The organism is Vibrio sp. JZG10 (genome assembly GCF_054064075.1).
Map to the genome: position 1 here is coordinate 111,734 of NZ_JBSUGE010000008.1, position 23,220 is coordinate 134,953.

Here is a 23,220-nt window from a genome sequence, read left to right on the forward strand (position 1 = left end):
TGTGCAATAGGGGAGACGAGTATGGACATAATAAATTTTATGAAATCTGTAAACTTTGAATTTTTGCGACCAGAAAATGAAGTGCTGGCTAATCTTGGCGGGTTGGCTGAGGCAGTACTACATATTGATCCTGGAAGTGCTTTGACTCGTCTGCGTAACTTTGCTGAAGAATTAACCAAATCCATTTATAAAGAAGAGCGCTTGCCAAGGCTACCAGAGGCTACTTTTTACGAGTTAACCAAAAGCCCGGTATTTTCGGACTGCGTGACTAAATCGCTTATTTATCAAATTAACTTTTTACGTGTCCAGGGCAATGATACTGCTCATGGTGCTGAAGGCGAATTACGCAATGCACACATGGCACTGGGTATCGCTCATCAACTTGCTATGTACATTGGCATCAAATATTACGGTAAAAAGAAAGACCAGATCCCTGCTTTTACTGATATTCCAGATCCAACATCCATACTAACTCAACTGAAGAAATCAGTCTCCAGTTATGAGAAAGAACTCAAAAAACAGCAAGATGAACTCAACAAAGTTATGGAGCAGTTGGAGCAGGAACGCACTCAACATAGTGATCAATTACCTGAGCCTAATACTGCAGAACGACAACAGCGACAACAACAAAGTCAGCAAGTCGCGGATAGCCTTCAGTGGAATGAAGAGAAAACCCGTGAAATGTTGATTGATGCCATGATTCTACAGGCTGGTTGGGACATCCATAATAAGGATCAAGTTGGTCAAGAAGTAGAAGTGGATTTCCCTGATAATTCATCGGGGAAAGGTTATGTCGATTATGTATTGTGGGGAAGTAATGGACATCCACTTGCGGTAATTGAAGCGAAAAAATCAAGTAATGTCAGCTTGCAGGCTGGTCGTGAACAGGCTCGCTTATATGCGGATGCTTTTGAAAGAATGGGATATCAACGTCCGGTTATCTTCTATTCAAATGGCTATGAAACCTTTATCTGGGATGATCATCAATATAATGCCTACCGACCTGTCTACGGTTTTTATAGTCAAGACAGTTTGGATTATCTGATCTATCAGAGACATTACCGGACGGCTGAATTAGAAAAATTTAACCCGGATTTGAACATTGCTGATCGTCCTTATCAGATTGAAGCTATCAAAACAGTGGCTGAGCATTTTCAGAAACAGCGTCGTAAAGCACTCATTATTCAGGCCACCGGTACAGGTAAAACCCGTGTTGCGATTGCTTTAGCTGAATTACTGCTCCGTACCGGCTGGGCAAAACGAGTTTTGTTTTTGTGTGACCGTAAAGAATTGCGAGTTCAGGCAGATGATGCATTTAAGCTTAACTTGCCGTCTGAGCCTCGCTGCGTTGTTGGGAAAACCAATAAAATTGACCCAACTGCGAGAATTTATATCGCTACTTACCCAGGTATGATGAACCGATTTGCTCAGTTAGATGTTGGTTTCTTTGATTTGATTATTGCCGATGAATCTCACCGCAGTATCTACAATAAATATCGCGATTTATTTGATTACTTCGATGCGCATCAGATGGGGTTAACGGCAACGCCAGTCAAATTTATCAGTCGTAATACTTTTGACATGTTTGATTGTGAAACAACGGATCCCACCTTTGAATTTGGATTAGATGCGGCGATTAACAATGAACCGCCATATCTAGTGCCTTTTCGCGTAAAAGACCTTACCACCGGATTTTTGCGCGATGGGATTCACTATAACGATTTAAGCGACAAACAAAAACGCCAGTTAGAAGAAGAGCTTGGTGTTGAAGAGGCCCAGCAAACGACAGTTGCAGGCAAAGATATTGGTCGTAAGATTTTTAGTGAAAAAACCGATCGAATTATCCTTGAAAACCTGATGAATAACGGTATTAAGGATGAAACTGGCTCGTTGGTGGGGAAGTCTATCATTTTTGCTCAACGTCAGGAGCATGCTGAGCAACTGGAAAAATTATTCTGCAAACTGTACCCACAATATGGAACAAAAGTTTGTAAGGTGATTCACAACAAGGTTCCACATGTCGATAGTTTGATTAAGGAATTTAAAAATAGTCACAATGATTTTCGCATTGCGATTTCGGTGGATATGCTCGATACCGGTATTGATGTGCCTGAGGTTGTGAACTTGGTGTTCGCCAAACCTGTTAAATCATGGGTGAAATTTTGGCAGATGATTGGGCGTGGAACGCGTCTGTGTAAAGATCTGTTTGGTAAAGATAAACACAAAAAAGAGTTTTTGATTTTTGATCACTACGGCAACTTTGACTTCTTTGAAGAAGAGTATCAAGAGCCTGAAGATACCGGGAGTAAATCTCTTTTACAAACCACGTTTGAAGCTCGTTTAGAGTTAGCTCAAGCCGCTTTAAAGCACAATCATGCAGCAGGGTTTGATGCAGCCATTGAACTATTGCGGATGGATATTAATGACCTTCCGGATACCAGTGTTGCGGTGAAAAGAGAGCTGCGTATTGTGCATCAACTGCAGCAAACGGATTTACTGCAGAAACTGGATGCGAAAACACAACATGTGCTGGTCAATACCATTGCACCATTGATGTCAGCACGAGTACTACGTGATAAACATGCGACGCAGCTAGATAAATTGGTGGCAAGTATTGAACGTTGTTTAGTAGAGCAAGCGAGTTGTTTCGACGACGGGAAAATACAATTATTGGAAGAGATCGATAAGTTAGCGGTCAATATCCAGGCTGTACGTCAGAAAGATGCGGTGATTTCTGACGTTCGTAGTGCGGATTTTTGGCAAAATCCAAGTGTTGAAAAACTGGAAAATGCTCGGAAAGAACTGCGCGGTATTATGAAGTATCGTCAGACTGTCGGTGGAGGAATGTATGCCACACCAACGACTAAAATGAGCGACACGAATATCAAGGAAAAAGATCGAAAAGTGGTTGTTCCTGGGGCGAATGAAGCCATGATTTATCGTCGCCGCCTTAAGGATATTCTGGATCAAATGATAGCGGCTAACCCAACACTACAGAAAATTCGTAAAGGTGAGCCGATTGCTGAAGCTGAACTCAAATCGTTAACTTCTACCATTCTTACCTCACATCCTGGTGTGAGTCTGGATGTGCTGAATGAATTTTATGGTAGAACAGCGGATCAGTTACACCTGACTGTACGAGAAATTATTGGGTTGGATGGGGAAGCGGTTGAAGAAGTTTTCAAAAACTTTTTGCATGCGCATCCGACACTAACCGCCAAGCAGGTTCGGTTTATGAACCAGCTGAAAAGTTATATTGCGCAGCATGGTTCGATCATTGTTGATAAGCTTTATGAAGCTCCATTTACCTCCATCTCTTATGATGGGATTGATGGTGTATTTCCACAGGATGATATCAACGAACTAATCACGGTACTTAAACCCTTTATCCAGGATGATATTCAACCAACCGGTATGTAATTTGACCAGTTACTTTGGCGGATGCAATGATTCCGTATTTAACAATGATTAAAAGGGTATAATTCCCCGTTTAATAGCAAGCGATGATGGGTTGCACCCTTGTCAATTTATATTCTGAATTTACAAACAAAAATTTATAAAGCGAGATAATACATGCTAACAGGCAGAATCCGTAATGATATCGATAAACTCTGGGAACAATTCTGGACAGGTGGTATCACCAACCCACTGACTGTGATTGAGCAGATCAGCTATTTGATGTTTGCTCGAATGTTGGATATGCAGGAAGATGTTGCTGAGCGTAAAGCAAATCGTTCCGGTAAAGAATTTGATCGCTTGTTTCCTAATACGCCAGAAGGGCAGTTGCTGCGTTGGAAGAACTTTAAAAATTTAAGCGGGAAAGCACTTCACTCTCACCTCAAGGACAAAGTCTTTCCTTTTTTTGCCGAAATTGGTCATGAGTTAGATAAAGATGTTGACGAGCAAAATGGTGACCAGAAACAAGCGTTAGGTAGTATCGGCGAATATATGCAAGACGCTGATCTAGAGATTAAAAATGAATCGGTATTAACCAGCGCAGTTGGGGCTGTAGACTGTCTACCTCTTACTGAGAGCGATGTTAAAGGTGATATCTACGAATACTTGTTGAGTAAGTTAACCACTGCCGGTATCAACGGACAATTCCGTACCCCACGCCATATCATTGACGCCATGATTGAATTTATTGATCCACAACCAACGGATATCATTTGTGATCCAGCTTGTGGTACTGCGGGATTTTTAGCTCGTACGATGGAATATTTAAACCGTGCTCATTCTAGTGCGGCAGGTATCTTTGAGGATGAAGATGGTAATAAACAGTATTCGGGCGATCTATTAGAACCTTACCGGGATCATATTAATCAGGATATGTTTTGGGGCTTTGATTTTGATACTACCATGCTGCGGGTAAGTAGTATGAACATGGCGCTTCATGGTGTGAATGGCGCGAATATTCGTTATCAGGATACCTTGAGTAAGTCGATTAAAGAGAACTTTCCCAAGCAGGAAGAAAACTTCTTCAATGTGATTTTGGCTAATCCGCCATTTAAAGGCAGTCTGGATGAAACGAATACCAATCCAGATGTATTAGGAATGGTAAAAACTAAAAAGACAGAATTACTGTTTGTTGCCCATATTTTGCGTGCACTTAAGTTAGGTGGACGTGCTGCAGTGATTGTCCCTGATGGAGTTTTGTTTGGTTCTTCTAAAGCGCACCAGCAATTACGTCAGGAGCTGCTGGAAAACAATCAGCTGGAAGGGATTGTTAGCCTGCCAAGTGGGGTATTTAAACCTTACGCGGGAGTATCTACTGCAATATTGCTCTTTACCAAGGGCGGTAAAACGGATCGTGTCTGGTTTTATGATCTGCAAGCCGATGGTTACTCATTAGATGATAAGCGCCAAGAGCTCAAAGGCAAGGGTAGTAATGATTTACCGGATGCACTTGCTCAATGGAAGCAATATTGTCAATTGGTGCAACGTAATGCCTCAGTTGAGGACATTAACAAAGCCTTTGGTGATAAGACTCAAAAAGCATTTGTCGTGGATGCTGAGGATATAGCCAATAATAAGTTTGACCTTTCGATTAACCGCTATAAACAGGTGGTGTATAAGGAAGAGCAATATGACGAACCTAAAGTGATATTAGGTAAACTTAAAGCATTAGAAAAAGAAATCCTGGCTGACTTAAATGAGTTGGAGGAAATGCTATGAGTTGGCCATTGGTGAAACTGGGCACAGTTATTAAATTTATACGAGGTGTAACTTTTAAGCCAGATGATGTTATCGAGCCCTTTTCTCAAGACTCTATTGTGGTTATGAGAACAAAAAACGTTCAAGTGTCAGGGTTGGATTCTAGAGACCTAATCGCTATACCTAAAAGCATAGTAAAAAGAGAAGAGCAAAAACTTAAGTATGGTGACTTATTAATTTCTTCTGCTAATAGTTGGGAGCTCGTAGGTAAAGTTAGTTTCATTGAAAATTTGAATTATGAAACGACAGCGGGCGGTTTTATTTCTATTGTTCGTCCAATATTTAATAAAATAGATGAGCGTTATTTATATCACTGGGTGTCATCACCAAAAATTCAACATGCTATTAGATATTGTGGTAGGCAAACAACAAATATATCTAACTTAGATGTTGAACGATTTAAAGGACTGGAAATCCCACTTCCTCCTCTAGCCGAACAAAAACGTATTGCAGCTATTTTGGATAAAGCCGATGCCATTCGTCGTAAACGACAACAAGCTATTGAGCTTGCCGATGAATTTTTGCGTGCAGTGTTTTTGGATATGTTTGGTGATCCTGTGACGAATCCGAAGGGGTGGGATATAAGTAGATTACCTTCACATGGTACGTTTAAAAATGGATTGAACTTTTCGAAAGAAGATTCAGGTATCTCTTTGCGCTACCTTGGTGTTGGAGACTTTAAGTCATTAACGACTATTACTGATATGCAATCTTTAGGTCGTGTAGAACTGAATGAGTGTCCAGCCAAAGACTATTTACTTAAAAATGGGGATTTAGTTTTTGTTCGTTCAAATGGTAACAAAGCATTGGTTGGACGTTGTATTTCCGTTTATCCAGATGATGAAGCGCTAACCTTCAGTGGTTTTTGTATTAGATATCGAGTTGAAGATTCTGAAATTGAACCTGAATATCTGAATTACTTGCTTAGAACACCTTCAATGAAGCGAGCTATGTTGAAAGGTGGTCAAGGAGCAAATATTCAAAATATCAATCAGAAAATTTTGTCTTCGTTATCTATACCGCTGCCTCCTTTACAACACCAGCAAGTATTTTGCGAAGTGGTTAAAAAGTTTAGAAAGACAATGCATCGAATTGTTAATAACAAAGTTGAAGCGGATACTCTATTTGGATCCTTGAGTCAAAAAGCTTTCAGCGGCATGCTTTAGATATATTTTTAACAGCGATATGACTGCAGGTTATGTCGCTGTTTTTTATTAAAGATGAATAATAATTGGGTATAGTTCAATGAAGCTCACCAAAATATCTCTCACCAATTTTCGCTCGTTTAAAAGCAATCAATCCATCGATCTTGCTCCGGTGACACTGTTATTTGGACCTAATAGTGTCGGTAAGAGTTCGGTGCTGATGGCGTTGGCTTATGTTCAGCAGATTTTAAAAAATGGACATTGCGATCCACAAAAATTGGATGCCCTTGGCGATAAATCCATTGGTGGTTTTCGTTCACTCGTGCATGGTCAGGACTTAAAAAAATCAATAAAGATCCGCTTGGATTTTTCTCCAGACAGAACCCCATTTGTCTACTATGGTTCTGACGTTGAGGAAATGGCGAATGAAATTCAAGTCATTAGTTATCTGCTGATGGATGACTTTGGTGGCAGCATTGAATCAGGCGCGGTTGAATTCGAAATCGCGTGGTCAGAGCGTTTTAAACGAGCATACGTTAAACATTATCGAGTTTGGATTAATGATATTTATGTCGGTTGTATCAGTTCAAAAGAAGATCTGAAAAACACGGCCATCAGTGAAATGAATACTCAACACCCATTATTGATTCCATTTAACCATGATGATTGGCTAGAGGAGCAATATGGTGATGCAAGTGAGCGAGAGCCTCTTGATGAAGATGCATTTCATAGCGAATTCGAAGCTGTATTGGATATTCTCAATCCCAATCCGGTAAGTACAGCAGAAGTGGCTGATACCGAAGGGGCTGGTATTTCATTTGTAAACCGGGTTGCACCAATCAGTTTAGGCTGTCGAAGCGGCGCTATTCCGTATTTAGGGCTGCCAGTGTTTACCAATTTGGATGGCCAGGAATTTGATGATTTAGACATTCATTTTAACTTTCTTGTCGTTCGTCAGGTCTTGAGTCAAGCATTTGTATTACCGCTTGATAAGTTGCTGGAATATTTTAACGCCAATGCTCAGATTGGCCCTTTGCGTCTAGTTCCTGACAATGATTATGTTCCCAATCCTCATCCAGAACAAAAAGACTGGGTTGATGGTTCTGCAGCTTGGGATCTGTTGTATAAAGATCCGAAAAGTAATGAGGCAATTAAGAAACTGATTAAAGACACCAGCGAGTGGTTTGCATCGAGTGATAAGCTTGATGCTGGTTATGAAATTATTAACCAATCCATTGCTGAAATTTCTAATCTTTCAGGTGTACCAGATGAATTGGGTTTGTTAAGTAAACGCCATGTATTCTTCAAAGAGTTACGCTCAAATATCATGTTGTCTGCCAATCAATTGGGAACTGGGATTTCACAGGTTCTGCCTCTAATTGTTGCTGCAAATTATGATGATGTTGGTTTGATAAGCATTGAACAGCCTGAGTTACATATTCATCCTCGCTTTCAGGTTGAACTGGCTGATGTGTTTTTTAAAACCAAAGATAAACATTCGTTTCTGATTGAAACTCATAGTGAACACTTAATTCTCAGGTTGCTCAAAAGAATCAGACAAACAACGGATGATGAATTGCCAGATGGCTATCCTTCAATTAAACAAGAGGATGTCGCAATTGTTTATTTAGAGCCGACGAATGATGGTGTCGTGACGAAGCGTATCCGTATTGATGAAGATGGTGAGTTTGTCGACCGCTGGCCGCAAGGGTTCTTTGTTGAACGTTCTGAGGAGCTGTTCTAATGCATAGTTTATTTGCCATAGAGCCGGAGGCGATTGATAACTGGGCTGATTTTCGCTATACGGTCGAGAAATTTGGTTATAGCAATGGTCTTTTGATTGCCCGTTATCCTAAAAGATGGTTTGCCTTAGTTATGGAAGCCTGCAGAAAGAATGGGTTGGGTGATATTCAACTTAAACGGATCGAAGAAAAGCTCAGTCAGATAAAACAGGATCGGGTTTATAAATTTAGTCAACCTTATGATAGTGAGATCGACTGGATTCATAACACTACATCCGATGCAATTTGTTCACAATTGGATGCGATATTAGTCAAAGCTGATTTTGATAACGATAAAGTACATCCACTTAATCAAGTCGATGAAATTTTGTTCCAAAATCGCCGTGATATAAACATAAAAAGAACAGCAAATTGTTTGGCGGAATCAGCAAAATTCGTTATCAGCGATAGTAGTAAGTTCACTTTAGTTGATCCTTATTTTCAATCAAAGAATAGATGTCTAAAGGTTCTGGTTGCCCTTCTAACTGTGTGCGGCAATATGGGTCGTAAGAACTGTGATTTTGTTATTCACACGGCTTACAGTAAATATCCCATTTCTGTTGAACAGTTCAAGAATGAATGTACAGCGATGTTAGCTCCGTTTTCCAATGATAAGACTACTATTCAAGTTGTTCGTTGGTCTGATGATTATTTAGATTTCGATTTTCATGCTCGCTATTTTATTTCTGAAAAAGCAGGTTTACGCATCGATCGTGGATTTGTTGAACCGGAGGATGTGGCTCAAAGAGAGAATATGACGGATCTAACGTGCATGGATGAGAATAGGAAAAATGAAATTCTGTCACAATTTTCTAATTATGAAGGTAACCCCAAAGTGATTGATCATTTTCAATTGCTTTAGAGTTTATCAACGAAAGGGATAGGACTTTATTTTTCAACATAATAATTTTTACTAAATAGTAATATATTTTATTTTTCTATCCTGTTTCTCTGATGTGAAAATTTTTAATGCATTGATTTATATGTATTTTATTGATTGGCATGAACCTTGATATATAACCTGTAACATTAACAAGAGAGGAAAAATGTTATGGGTTATGAAATCGATTTTTTAGGTGTTGGTGAAGAATCTAAGAGTGGCGATGCGATTGCTTTGCGCTATGGCAATCTGTACGGGACTCGCGAAGAGCAAACCGTAGTTGTGATTGATGGTGGGTTCAAAGATACAGGTACAAGCCTCGTTGAACATATCAAAAATTATTACGGTACATCTGTAGTTGATTTAGTTATCAATACTCATCCAGATTTGGACCATATCAACGGTCTGGAAACAGTACTCAATGAACTGGATGTCAAAGAACTCTGGATTCATAAGCCTTGGGAACACAACCAAGGTTTGGCTGATAAGTTTAAAGATGGACGAGTCACTGACAACAGTATTGGTGAGCGTCTCAAGGAGAACTTAGAAAAAGCTTGGTCGTTAGTTAAATTGGCTGAAGCAAAAGGTATTAAAGTTCAAGAGCCGTTTACTGGTCTAGTGGACGCCGGTGGTGGTATTAAAATTCTTGGACCTTCAGTTGAGTTTTATGAGTCGCTTATTCCGGATTTTGAAGGCATGCCAGAAAAAGCCTCTCTATCAAATATGCTGGAAAGTGCATTGAATAAAGCGGCTTCTGCACTTCGTCGTTTCTTTGTCTCCTGGGGAGAAGATAAAATTGATGATAGTGGCGAAACCTCTCCTAGAAACAATACGAGTGTCATTACTCAACTATTGGTGGATGAACGGCGTTCACTATTCACGGGAGATGCTGGTATTAAGGCCCTTGAATACGCAGCCGACCAATTAGAACAAAGTGGTCAAACTGCAGACCTTCGATTTATACAAATTCCGCACCATGGCAGCAAACGCAATATTGGTAAAACGGTACTTAATCGTTTAGTCGGAGAGCCTGTTGCACAAGGAGAATCCCGCGGGATTACGGCGATAGCTTCCACAGCGAAAGGTGCAGAGCCAAAACATCCAAGAAAAGCGGTGATGAATGCTTTTACTCACCGAGGTGTGAAAGTTCTCGCCACCAGAGGGACAGGCATCCACCATTACCACAATGCCCCAAACCGAGCCGGCTGGAATAGTTTAGATCCAGAACCTTACCACTATGAATATGAAGATGAGGTGGCATAAGATGGCTGGCTTATCTCTAAAGGCGAAAAATATCGCACCACTTTCTGTGTTAGTGGTTATTCAACTTATTGCTGTTACTATGGTTAACCGTCATACCTTCGATGCCAGTTTGTTGGATATTTTAAAGGATACCGGGGGAGCGATGTTGGCAATTAGTGTATTAGCAGGGTGGCTTAGCCACCTTATGCCTGCAGACTTAAAAAATGCACTGGTGTTTCTTCGCTGGCGAAATGTGTTACCAGGCCATCGATTTATTCAGCTCGCCGAAAAAGATGCTCGTATTGATATCGACTTGTTTAAGACGAGAGTAGTTGATTATGAATCTCTTAAATCTGACAACAAAAACCAAAATAGTTACTGGTATCGGGAATTTTATCGACCGGTAACAAATCACGATGAAGTAGCGTCAACGCATAAATCTTATTTGCTTTACAGGGATGCAGCGGCAGTTTCTTTGATTAGTGCGATTATCTTGGTGTTGGCGAAATTATTGATAGACATACAAATGGCACAAATTGGTTTTGATTCTGTTTGGGTATTTGCTATTGCCATTATCGGTTTTATCGTTGCAGCACGAAATGCAGGGCAGAGAATGGTTACCACAGCAATTGCTGTGAGTTTGACTACGACAGTTACCGAGTAAAAGACGTATATTAGTGGTTATTAATTAAAAGAGAATATAACAATGTCAGATCTTAAAAAATTTCAGGTTCAGAGTGCTCGTCCATTACCAATTATTGTTATGGCTGATACCAGCGGCAGTATGTCGGTTGACGGGAAAGTTGAGGCATTAAACAAAGCGCTTAAAGACATGATTAGTGTCTTTGCAAGTGAAAGTCGCTTGAGAGCAGAACTGCAAGTGAGTGTGGTGACTTTTGGTGGTATCGCGGAAGTTCACTTGCCATTAACACCGGCTTATCAAATTGAAGCCATTAAACCATTGCCGGCTAGTGGTGGTACGCCATTAGGTGAAGCTTGTAAGTTGGTTGCCAATTTGATTGAAGATAAAGAGCAAATTCCATCTCGCGCATACAAGCCAGTTATTGTATTGGTATCAGATGGTCATCCGACTGATGATTTTTCTGGGGCTTTTCAGTCTCTTTTACATGGTGAACGTTCTGCCAAGGCAACTCGCTTTGCTATGGGGATTGGGGCTGATGCAGATTTATCTCTTTTGGGTGATTTTGCCAATGATTTGGAAGCGCCTGTATTTAAGGCTGAAAATGCACGTGATATTCATCGTTTCTTCAAAGCTGTAACCATGAGCGTGACGACTCGCAGTCGTTCGACGACGCCAAATCAGTCAGCACCTCTATCTCTTCCTTCTGCAGATAGTGCAGAGGATGATGAATTTGAAGAGTTAGATTTCTGATGAAATTGTTAGCAACGGCCAGTTCAGTTGTGGGCCCCGCTCATTTGCAAGACAATATCCCTAATCAGGATGCCGTGTTAGTCCACGGCATTAATAAGGGAATGTGTATTTCTGTTTGTGATGGCTTAGGTAGTCGAAAACTGAGTCATAAAGGTTCCAAACAGGCTACAAAGGTTGTCCGTTCTGTCCTTCGAGAAATGGGGGATGTTGCGAATCTATCACCATTAAGTATCAGTCAGCAGGCTCAAAAGCGATGGCTGGAAATTTATAATAATGAATATTTGCAGTATGAAGCGACCTGTCTTTGGGCCTGGAGTAATGATAAAGGTCAAATCAAAGCAGCCCAGGTAGGTGATGGGCTGTTATTAGTTAGAAGACAGGGGCAATTTTCTGTGGTGACACCCCAACGAGATGGCTTTGGTAATCAAACCCAAACTTTAGCCCGAGCGAAAGACAGTGATTGGTCAACAATTGAATGTTCTTTAACGTCACCCGGTGACGGTGTATTGCTGATGACGGATGGTATTTCCGATGATCTGATTCCTGAACACCTAGAAGCCTTTTTTGATGCAATTTTCAAGCAGTTGAAACGGACTAATAAACGTCGTTGTAAACGATGGCTAACAAAAGAATTGAATGAATGGACTACCCCGAGACATGGGGATGATAAGAGTATTGCTGGTATATTCAGGATTGACTGATTTATGAGTACAAATAAAACGAAAAAATTACCTATTTTGGAAGACATTCGTGGTGCTAAGTATCCACTAAAAAGTCAGTTGGCAAGTGGTGGTCAAGGGGTTGTGTACACAACGGAGTTACCCCAGGTTTTGATTAAAGGTTTTACGAATAAGGATGAAATAGCTAAAAAGCGTTGGCATTCTCATATTGAATGGCTTATTCGTCAGGATATTGCTGATCTGAAATTAGCCCGACCATTGGTTTTGTTAAAAGAACCTCGCATGGGTTATGTGATGGAACTGATGGATGGTTTAGTACCACTGAGGTCATTGTTAGATAGCTATATTGAAGCAACAGACAGTATATCAGAAGAAAATCAAACACCGCATATTCAGAACTATCTTGATCAAGGTGGTTTGCGCAGACGAATCCGTATGTTATGTCAACTGGCTCGTACCATTAACCAATTGCATAGTCGAGGAATGTTATATGGTGATATTTCACCGGACAACATCTTTGTATCGGATGATCCTAATTATTCAGAAACTTGGCTGATTGACTGCGATAACATTAGTTTTGAATCTCACTCTGGTTTAACTGTACATACTCCAGATTATGGTGCGCCAGAAGTTGTTCGTGGTGAAGCTATGTTGTCTAGTTTGACCGACTGTTGGAGCTTTGCAGTAATTGCTTATCAATTGTTGACCCATAACCACCCACTGAAAGGTGATTTGGTGAATGATGGAGAACCAGAGATCGAAGACGAAGCATTACGTGGCGAACATCCGTGGATAAACGACCCGGATGATCCTGATAATGAATGTTGGGCTAATTTACCGATTCAATTGATTGAAGAAAGTAAGTTACCCCATCTATTTCAACAGACTTTTGGACCTGGAAAAAATATGCCATTAGAACGTCCTAGTATGGCTGAATGGTTAGAAGCACTTACTGAAATAGATGAACATCTATTTGTTTGCCACAATTGCGGCGGTCACAGTTTATTACCGTTAGATAATTCTGATCTTGATGATATTAGTTGTTTCTTCTGTGATTTTGCGGTTGATGAACAGTTAGTTCAGTTTGAGGAATTTATATTTTTATCAGATAAAGAAAAACAGGAAACATATCCTGAATTGGATGGTAATAAGATTGTTACAGGTAGAAAAGTTTGTCTGCAACCTGGCGATAAAAAAGAGCTAAAGCGATTATTGCCATCGTTTAGCTACGATAAAATTCCTAGTGATCATATTCAGCTTGAATATTCCGATTCTTGCTTAATGGTTATCCCTGTAGAACCTTTGCATATTTCTCGTGGTAATGAACATATTCAGGAATTTAGCAAAAAAATTCGTCTGAAAGCTGATAATCGTGGGAAAAGTAACGAACCCTACTGTATTCATTTGGGTAATCCGCAAGACACGCACATTTTTTGGGAGTTTAGGTGGTAAGTCATGCAATTAAAAGAATTCCCTTACTTTGCTAATGATGTTATTAACATAACATCAGAAGAAAATATATCCCGTTTACGAGTGAATCAACCAGTACAACTTTTTGAGTACGATGATCACTGGTTATTGCAACAGGCTGAAGAGCGGGTTTCAGTTTTTTGTTCCAAAATTGTTCGCCCACATCTGACCAGCTTAACAAGACGAGATCAAACACGTTGGATGCTTGCACATATACAGAACAATACATTGCAACTGCAATATATGGCACCAGTGGAGATTAATACACTAGATTTGACGCTTGGTGTTGACGGTTTGATTTCGGATGATTTGTTTACAAAAAATGAAATTAGTGAAAATAGTATTGAATTAGCATGCCAATGGTTAGCTGAGCATTTTATCCTTTCGACGACAAATACTTCAGATTTAGCTAACTCGGATACTTCAGAAGAAAATTGGTTATCGATATCTCGGTTTAGTAATTCTAATCGTGGAAATGGTTTTCAAATATTAGGTAAAGGTTGGCGTGCTGATGTGGAAGCGCAGCGTGATGACCGCTATTTGATTAAGCGTATAACACGTCATGCTCGTCGTGACAGCGGATTTTCATTCTTGAACGGTGAATTTTCTTTTACTGATGTAAGCACCGCAACAGCATTAAATAATGCGTCACACCGAGCCATGTTGGATGCTGCATTACGAGATAATGGAAGCTATTTAGAGTTGTGGAATCTCTACAATGATAAAGAATGGGAAATTGCCCTAAAGAAAGCAGAGACACTTAGAGCATTACGTTTTACTCATTCTGAATCATTTGAAGATACTAGAACAAACCGCTGGAATATTTGGCCAAAATCAGCTGAAGCATATCAAGAGTTTCAGGCAAACTGGAAATCGTTAGAGTTGGATAAAGCAACGCAAGTTGATTTATCCGAACAAGCTCCCGATTGGGCTGAAGAACTTAGCGTTGATAGTACATCTGGAGATCAACGCCAAAATCCTCGAGGTGAAATTCGCTTTGAGGACGATCATATTGTCTTTACACCATCATCGGAACGAAGAGATGCGGTTCCTCGATTTTCCAGACAAGATGGGGAAAATGGCAAAGGTGGCTGGTTGTATTTGTCAATAGCTGGGCAGCGTACGGCAGGGAAACGTCGTTTGAGTGCTCGCCAGGTGATTGATTCCGGAAAACGAATGCCCCAATTAAAATGGTTGTTGGAAGGTGTTTCAGTCCCAATGGATAGACATCGAAAACTCAAAGGATTAACGCCATACGCTAAAGATACTTTTAAGGGCGGAAAGCCAACAGATAAACAGTTGTTGGCATTGGAAACAGCATTAAATACTCCTGATCTGGCTATAATCATCGGCCCTCCTGGTACGGGAAAAACTCAGGTAATAGCCGCATTACAGCGTCGACTAGCAGAAGAATTTGAAGAGCAGAATATCAGTGGTCAAGTGTTGGTAAGTAGTTTTCAACATGATGCTGTTGATAATGCACTTGATCGAAGTCAGGTTTTCAATTTACCAGCAACTCGAGTAGGTGGAAAAAAACAAAATGCTGATGAAGAAGGAAACTTTAGTCGTTGGGTTGATGCTCAGTCAAATTATCTGAAAGAACAAATTGACCAACAATATAAGAAAATCCCATTTCTAAAAAAATTAGATGAAGTTTCTCTGTCGATGACTTTGTTGCGTGTCAGTCAGGTTTCTCCGGCTCAGTATATTGAGCGCCTTCGGCAGTTGTATCGTCAGTTAGATGATTTACAACAACTCAATATGCGAATACCTATGCGTTTGATAAGCGAATTGGAAGATTATATTGCTGAGCAGGAGCAAGAGACTGCTGTATGTGAACATAGTGGCGGTAATGAAACTCTTTTGCGTAGTATTCGCGGTTTACGAGTGACAGAGTTAAGTTTTGCAGATGACGGGTGCGCAAGAGCAGTAGATTTGTTACGTGAATTAAAACGACAGTTGCATCGCTTTTCCAAAGAAAGTAAAGAATTACTGCAACAAGCCTCAGATACGACGCAGCCTGATAATCAGTTATTGCAGTTATTGAATAATCTCAAAAACCAATTACTTGACCAGTATTTACCTGATTATCGACCTCCAGAACTGAAACAGGTTCTTGATAAGACGGGAAGTGATTTGCTAGATCGACTTGAGTTATCTCTTGACCAGTATATGCATCAGCATAAACAGGGAGTTGCCTGGGCTCTTCAAGAGCTTGTTGATAACATCGAAACTGATCGATTATCTGCATTAAACACGACCGAAGAGTATGCCATGGTTGTAGGCGCAACCTGTCAGCAATCTGCAGGTAAGAAAATGGCAAATCTAAAGGCTATAGTTGATCTTGATAGTTCTGAAATTGAATTTGATACGGTCATCATCGATGAAGCTGCACGGGCAAACCCACTTGATCTGTTTATTCCAATGTCGATGGCAAAACGTAGAGTTATATTAGTTGGTGATGACCGTCAGCTCCCCCATATGCTTGAACCTGATATAGAAGAGCAACTTCAAGAAGAACATTTATTGACAGAACAACAATTGGCAGCTTTTAAATCTAGTTTGTTTGAACGCCTACGGCTGCAGCTCGATAAGTTAAGTGATTATTCTCGAGTTGTAATGCTTGATACCCAGTTCCGTATGCATCCTATTCTTGGTGATTTTGTGAGTCAGCAATTCTATGAATCAATTGGTTTGGATAAAGTAAAAGCTGGCAGACATGCCGATGATTTCACTTTTTCTTCCGAATTAATTGATGCTCTTGAATATGAGGGTACGTTTTATAAAAACAAAGTTTGTCAGTGGATCAATGTTCCTTTATCTGATGGGAAAGCTAATAAACGTGGGACTAGCCGGATTCGCGATGCTGAGGCTGAACGAATTGCAACAGAAGTACAGCATCTGTTTGAGGCAGCAGGAAATAGTTTATCGATTGGTGTTATTACTTTCTATGCAGCACAACGAGACCTTATCATGGAAAAATTGGCTACCAAACAGGTAAACGGTATTCCACTTATGGTTAAACGTGAAGGACAATATGAACCACATGATGAGTTTAAGTGGGCAGTAAAAAGGAAAAAAGATGGAACAATAGACAAAGAAGAGGGTTTGCGAGTTGGATCTGTAGATGCCTTTCAGGGGAAAGAGTTCGATGTGGTGTTATTGTCTTGTGTAAGAACGTGGCAAAAGCCGGCACTAGATTCGGTGAAGACAGAAAATGATGAGAAATCTTCTGATGAGAGGTTCGAAAGCAAACTTAATCGTATGTTTGGATTTTTACGTTTGCCTAATCGTATGAACGTAGCAATGAGTCGTCAGCGTCAGATGTTAATTTGCGTGGGAGATTCAGAATTAGTAACCAATGAATGTGCACAGGAAGGTGTTCCGGCCTTGAACGCATTTTATGAACTATGTGGAGGTCAGCATGGCTGCATTCGTTGATACTATGACTTACCTTAAATACGGTAATAAACCTTCAGGTAAAGCCAGAGCTATTCTTTGGCCAGTGCTTGTTCATCAGGTTCTGTATCCAGAAGTTCAACAGCCTAAAATGAACTTGTTTCAAAAAGTCGTGATGCGTTTAATTCGAGCTAATACTTTTGATACTGGTGATATCGCTGAATTAACAGGTTTTCATATCAATTTGGTTAAGCTTATTCAGGCGCAATTATTAAGTAGAGGCTGGATTGATGATAAAGCGATCGAATTGACAGAGTCTGGACTTAAAGCGATTGGTGAAGAAGACGATCAAAGTGAACAATTAGCTAGTGGATATCTTTTTCAGGATGCCGTATCAGGTAAGCTTTGGCCTAGAATTGATAATCGCCTCGCAATAATAGAACCAGATAATCCAAGTGAAAAATTTCCTAAATTTTCATTAAATCGTAAAACAGGGAAAGCATTGGAGCCATTCAAACCTTCATTTAAACAGGTCAATCATTCCATACCAAAGACACAAGATACTATGCGGGCATGGCAAGACTATCGTAGTGATTATCGTATAGCTCGACAGCTATATGCATCTGGCGAGTTACCAAAACAGATAAAACTTTCAGGGTTGACTTACCAATCAGAACAACCGGAATCTGCTTGGATATTGGTATGGATTACGGCAAGCCATAGTACCAGACTTTGGAGTATTAAGGATCCTTTTGACATTCGTGATGAAGCTTGGTGGTTAGCTGGAAACTTGCCTGAACTATTAGAACATGACAAAAATTTATGTATAAGCTTGAGTGGGTTAATTGAACAGCCAGAACCTGATAACCAGACAGTGTCAGAGTGGCTGAAAAGCTTACAGGAGCAAGCATCTTTACAAGTAATGATGGAGTATCCATGGGTACAAAAGGAGCCTGATATTGCAGATGCATTATCGGTATTACTCACTCGCCAGGAAATGTTGGAAAGTGGGCAAAATAATAAAAATGACCTGGAAGCAGCCATTACGGAATGCCAAAAGCTGTTAGAAGTGTTGATGCAATGGCTGATTAAGTCCTTTCAAGGATCAGTTGAGCAATTACCTAAGTCAAAACAAAATGATGCTAATTTAAACCGTAGTTTATTAACTAGCCTAAATCTTCCCGCATTTACTGAAGATGTTATAGCGACGCTGTCTAGGCAGAAGCTACAAATGGTTATTCGTGCTTTCAAAAATCCAACTAGTTCCTTAAAAGCTTTAGTTTTTGCAGCCGCGCTTGGGACGATAGGTACCGCTATACATCCGTTGAAAGTTCTTAAAAGTGAACAATTGGATTTACAAAAATTATTAGCGTTAGCTGACTTACGCAATCAAACCAGCCATGGAAATAGTCGTTACACAGGGAAGCAGTACACTGAAATAACGGTTGAAGTGGCGCAGAAAAATATCGAATTCGCATTACAATTTTCAGAACAATTTAAGGAATGGATCCGTGGCTAGAAGTAAAAAAAATAACGGAAATCAACCCCAGAACAACGTAGCAACAACTCAGAAGTCGAACGATAAAACCCAGTTGGAAAAACAGATACCTATGTGGACGGCATCTTTCGAAAATGCTAGTCAAGTCTATGATAGTGTGGGTAAAAAACTGAATATATTGCTTGATGAAGATTATTTGAAGAGTCTTATTAATGCACTTCCTGATGAGAAAACAAACCAGTTCAGAGGTTGGATTCGACAGTTTGCCGATGTTTGCAAAGAAATCAATAAATATAAACAAGGTCTGGATGAAGAATATAAAGTGCGTTGGGATACCAGCAATCAAAAAGGCTTAGAATTAGAAGCATTAGAAGAGAAACTTCATACAGAACAAGATGAGCTATGTATCCGAACTGAAAGTTTAGGAAAACAAAGTAATGAATTGGATCTTCTGCAAACAAAGTTGGCAAAACAACAAAGTGAACAGACGTCTCGTGAACGCGAACTGAATTCTCGTGAGCTAAATGCTAACCAAGGTTTTGAACGACAAAATCGTGAATCGTTAGAGCGGTTGAAGATAGAGCAAGAAAAAGAAATTACAGGCTACAAATTAAAGATCTCCGAGTTAAGCAAGCAGAAATTTGAGCTTGAGCATGCAATTGAAGCAGCTAAGCTAGCGCTGTCGGATACTGAATTGCAACGTAAAGCTGAGTTGGATAAAAAAGAGATTGAATTGATTACGTTGCAATCTGCTCAGCAGGTTAAGGCATCAGAGCTGGATAAAGAGAAAGAACAGCTTAAGTTGGAACTGTCTGCTTTAGAAGATGAAAAAGCGACTTATAAAACGACACTGGATTTAAAAAATCATTATCAGCAAGAAACAATAGAACGTCAGCGTAAAGAGATTCAAGATGCTTTGGATCTGGAGAGAAAACAGCTTAATGATGAGTGGGAAGATTTGCGTGAAGCTAAAGATAATCTGGATTCTATTGTTGATGAGAGGATGGCTGAAGAACGTGTATCCCATCAAAAGGAAACTTCTACGCAGAAACAAAAAATAGATAACGCATGGAATAAAGTTGAGCAATTAAATGATAAGTTGGCAGATTTTGAAGAGTTACAACATTCTTTGGGTGAACAGCCGATAAGAGAATTTATTGATCAATTGGAGCAACTTAAACAGCAGAACCGAGAATTAAAAAATAAGCTTTCTGATACTGATCATGCAGGTTTGGAAGAGCAAAGCCAATATTTACGCAGTCGTGTCAGTGAGTTGGAAAAAGAGTTGAATGAAATTCGACCTGAGTATGAGAAGGCAAAGTCAGAAGTTGGACAAAAACGGATAGCCGCAACTCAATTACAGACTATCCAGCAACAGAATAAGGTACTTGAACAGCACAAAAACACATTAAGTGTGCATATCAACGATTTGGAAAGTCGTATCGAAAAACTTACCGACGCGCATAAAACCCAGACTCCTTTCCCTGCTATGTCAAATATGGACAGCAAGAAGGGTTTTCAGGCGACAATGGAACTCGAAGATGTGCCTGATCTTCGTATCTTTGCATCAGAGCTTCAGCACCGAATTGCTCAGGCAGAGCGCGTAAAACTATATTACCCATTAGAAGATATCCGAGTATTACTGAGTGGTCTAGCAATGAGTCAGTTGCACGTTTTTCAGGGGATCAGTGGTACAGGTAAAACCAGTTTGGCTAAAGCGTTTGCTAAAGCGATGGGTGGTTTCTGTACGGATATCGCCGTTCAGTCAGGCTGGCGTGATAGAGATGATCTTCTTGGTCACTATAATGCTTTCGAGCGTAAGTTTTACGAAAAAGACTGTTTGCAAGCACTTTACCAGGCTCAAACTCCTCGCTGGAATGACACCTGTAACGTTATTTTGTTGGATGAAATGAACTTATCTCGGCCTGAACAGTACTTTTCGGAATTCCTTTCTGCATTAGAGAAAAATGACCGTCAGGACCGCCTGATAAGCCTCTCAGAAACAGCTCTCCCAAATGCTCCTAAAGGCTTAAAAGATGGTCGGCAAATCTTAGTACCACAGAATGTTTGGTTTATCGGGACATCAAACCATGATGAAACGACGAATGAATTAGCAGACAAAACTTATGACCGTGCACACGTGATGACGTTACCGAAGCAGGATATCCAATTCAATATCGAAAAGTTTGATAAGGCTAATTATTCATTTAAGTCGCTCCAGAAAGCATTTCATCAAGCAAGTCAGAAGCACAGAAAGGAAGTGGAAAATTTGCTTTTGAAGCTGTCTGAGCATGATATTACCACTCAATTGACTGAGACTTTTGAGCTTGGATGGGGTAACCGATTTGAACGTCAGGCGAAACGTTTTATTCCCGTAATGCTAGCTTGTGGTGCAACTGAAGGAGAAGCTTTAGATCATTTGTTATCCAGTCGTGTTATGCGTAGTGGCAAGGTTACTGGACGTTATGATATTAACGCTGATGATGTCGGCAAATTGACCGATGCTTTGGAAGATTTTTGGATTAGTCATAATCTATCCGGTGATCCTCGCAAATCTTTAGAATTATTAAATACAGACCGCCAACGTAAGGAGCGTTTGTAATGTGGTTTGACAGGTTGAGTCAAAAAAAGTTACCTGATTTACCACCAACTATTGAGCCATGTCGTTATCAATGGCTAGGTAAAAATGATGAGTGTCTCAATAGGCATGCAAAAATACATTATGAACACTTACTGGTTGATGATGGTTATGTACGTTGTCAGCTAAATTCGGGAAACTATTCTTTTATACAGGCAGATAAAGGACTTAAACCTTCAATTGATCTATTTAATAATGCAATCACAACCATCAGTAAACAAATGGAGAGTCATGCTGATAGTTTGGTTTCACCTATGTTACCTGCTGCTATTGTTAATTCAGAAAGCCATTTGCTACCTGTGGAAATCGTGTTGTTGGAAGTTCTTAATAAGGGGCATTTTCACCATATTTCGCAGCGCCCAAGACTCGATATTCGTTACGATGAAGAAGTGACAGATGCGGCTCGGGCGAAACGACTGTCAAAAGGAGCTTTAGTTCATTTGGCTTCCCATTCTGAATGCTGGCAGCGACAGACTCTCAGTGGCGTAGTACCCAAGAAGGTATTGGCTCGGTTTAGTGACGACGAATACAATATTTACGAAAATTGTGTCTTTGCGAGGCTTTTAGATAAATTCGAATATCATCTTCAGAGGCGTTTATCCACACTCACAACTTTATTGCTGACGATAGATCAGGCAATGAAGTTTTATCAGTCTCAATATATTGATTTTCGTTTATCTAAAAACGTATGTGAGCTCTGGGGAAGGACTTTTGATGAAGAAACGACAGCCCAGGCGAGCGAGTTACTGAGTGAAACCATAGATAAACTTCAGCATCTGAATCACTCTGTTCAAAGCCTTAAACAAACGGGTTTGTACTCTCGAATTGACAGAAATAAGCAATTAAGTGGAGCACTACACCGAACAAATATCCTTAGTCATGACCCGCATTATGGGCATTTGGCGATTTTGTGGGAACAGTTAGAGGTAACGATATCGAGAACAAAGAATAGCCCTGATGAGCAATTTTGGCTGAATCAGGAACTGGCTTATTCATATTCTCAATATGTAGGCCTCGTACTAACACATGCTTTACACCCGTATTTGAATGGGCGAAGTGAAGGAGAGTGGGCGGGAAGAAAACTAAGGCTTCAGCGATGTGGTTTTGAATGGCAATTAGTGCTTGTTAGAGATGGGGTTTCTAGAAGCAATGATATATTGCTAACAGTTGTACCTTGGTTTAGTCATGTGCCCTTAGCTGAGAATTGTCAGCATCTCAGTAAAAACCATGTTATCGCTTGGCCAAATATCGGCAATCAGAACCATCAAGATATGAATGCGGATAAATTCATTACGATCACACCGTCAGATATGTACTGTGTAGAACGGTTAGGACTCATAGTTGATAGAGTACTGTATAAGGACATTTTAATGTCTTATGGAACACCTATAGTAAAAGTACCTACAAAACCTCTGGAGTTCGCTCAGAAAATAACAAGTATTTCCGTCGATTCCCACAAACATTCTTTACGATTATTTGGTGAAATAAACCAGAAAGAGCTAAAGCAGTTAAAAGACTTATTAGTTCAATCTAATGCTCGAGAACAGATTACAGCCCTAGAAATACGTCAAAAGGAAATAGAATCTTTGATTGTATGCCCCATTTGTTCAGCAAAGACTAATTTTGTATCTCAACCTTCTGGGTTTAAGCAAACTTGTAGTTGCGGCTTTACACGATACTTGAAAGATTCAAACAATGGCAATTTTAATTTTGAACAATTCTATAAGAGCAGCGACTTTTTACTTACCGGACGAAGAAGTTTTTCTGTTGATTTTGATGAGTAATCAAGAGCAAGCGTTGACTAGGCTAAGGGATGAGATAGGTAAATTAGTTACACCTCTGTAATTTTATTTACTAAATCAAAGTGTGACTACCTACTT

The 23,220-nt window shown here is 40.0% G+C and carries 14 protein-coding genes; all 14 read left to right on the top strand.

Going from position 1 to position 23,220, the window contains the following annotated elements:
• Positions 1–21: 21 nt before the first annotated feature.
• Positions 22–3,420, top strand: a complete 3,399-nt coding sequence (locus ACWYVB_RS11145; RefSeq protein ID WP_457528956.1) for a type I restriction endonuclease subunit R — start codon at positions 22–24, stop codon at positions 3,418–3,420.
• 153 nt (positions 3,421–3,573) lie between these two features.
• Positions 3,574–5,175: a type I restriction-modification system subunit M gene (locus tag ACWYVB_RS11150; protein WP_457528958.1), complete on the top strand. Its 1,602-nt coding sequence runs from the start codon at positions 3,574–3,576 to the stop codon at positions 5,173–5,175.
• Positions 5,172–6,380 (top strand): restriction endonuclease subunit S, encoded by a 1,209-nt coding sequence (locus tag ACWYVB_RS11155; RefSeq protein ID WP_457528960.1) that lies wholly within the window; start codon positions 5,172–5,174, stop codon positions 6,378–6,380. Before ACWYVB_RS11150 ends, ACWYVB_RS11155 begins: the two co-directional genes overlap by 4 nt.
• 79 nt (positions 6,381–6,459) lie before the next feature.
• Complete coding sequence (locus tag ACWYVB_RS11160) at positions 6,460–8,103, top strand: AAA family ATPase (protein WP_457528962.1); 1,644 nt, start codon at positions 6,460–6,462, stop codon at positions 8,101–8,103.
• The gene (locus tag ACWYVB_RS11165; RefSeq protein WP_457528964.1) at positions 8,103–9,002 is read left to right on the top strand and encodes a hypothetical protein; all 900 of its coding nucleotides are present in this window, start codon (positions 8,103–8,105) and stop codon (positions 9,000–9,002) included. Before ACWYVB_RS11160 ends, ACWYVB_RS11165 begins: the two co-directional genes overlap by 1 nt.
• Before the next feature lie 189 nt (positions 9,003–9,191).
• The gene (locus ACWYVB_RS11170; RefSeq protein ID WP_222793258.1) at positions 9,192–10,283 is read left to right on the top strand and encodes an MBL fold metallo-hydrolase; all 1,092 of its coding nucleotides are present in this window, start codon (positions 9,192–9,194) and stop codon (positions 10,281–10,283) included.
• Position 10,284: 1 nt separating this feature from the next.
• Entirely contained in the window at positions 10,285–10,926 is a 642-nt protein-coding gene (locus ACWYVB_RS11175) for a hypothetical protein (RefSeq protein ID WP_172558321.1), read from the top strand.
• A 42-nt stretch (positions 10,927–10,968) separates the two neighbouring features.
• Positions 10,969–11,655, top strand: a complete 687-nt coding sequence (locus ACWYVB_RS11180; protein WP_029801945.1) for a vWA domain-containing protein — start codon at positions 10,969–10,971, stop codon at positions 11,653–11,655.
• A complete protein-coding gene (locus ACWYVB_RS11185; RefSeq protein ID WP_457528967.1) occupies positions 11,655–12,356 on the top strand; it encodes a PP2C family serine/threonine-protein phosphatase in 702 nt (233 codons plus the stop codon). The genes ACWYVB_RS11180 and ACWYVB_RS11185 overlap by 1 nt, the downstream gene beginning before the upstream one ends.
• 3 nt (positions 12,357–12,359) lie before the next feature.
• Positions 12,360–13,787 carry a protein kinase domain-containing protein gene (locus ACWYVB_RS11190; protein WP_457528969.1) on the top strand — a complete coding sequence of 476 codons (1,428 nt, stop codon included), beginning with the start codon at positions 12,360–12,362 and terminating at the stop codon, positions 13,785–13,787.
• A gap of 3 nt (positions 13,788–13,790) precedes the next feature.
• Positions 13,791–17,246 carry a DEAD/DEAH box helicase gene (locus ACWYVB_RS11195; protein ID WP_457528971.1) on the top strand — a complete coding sequence of 1,152 codons (3,456 nt, stop codon included), beginning with the start codon at positions 13,791–13,793 and terminating at the stop codon, positions 17,244–17,246.
• Entirely contained in the window at positions 17,230–18,723 is a 1,494-nt protein-coding gene (locus ACWYVB_RS11200; protein ID WP_457528973.1) for a hypothetical protein, read from the top strand. The genes ACWYVB_RS11195 and ACWYVB_RS11200 overlap by 17 nt, the downstream gene beginning before the upstream one ends.
• Positions 18,716–21,304, top strand: a complete 2,589-nt coding sequence (locus ACWYVB_RS11205) for an AAA family ATPase (protein WP_457528975.1) — start codon at positions 18,716–18,718, stop codon at positions 21,302–21,304. The genes ACWYVB_RS11200 and ACWYVB_RS11205 overlap by 8 nt, the downstream gene beginning before the upstream one ends.
• On the top strand, positions 21,304–23,124 hold the full coding sequence (locus tag ACWYVB_RS11210) for a hypothetical protein (protein ID WP_457528976.1): 1,821 nt from the start codon (positions 21,304–21,306) through the stop codon (positions 23,122–23,124). Before ACWYVB_RS11205 ends, ACWYVB_RS11210 begins: the two co-directional genes overlap by 1 nt.
• The last annotated feature ends 96 nt before the right edge of the window (positions 23,125–23,220 follow it).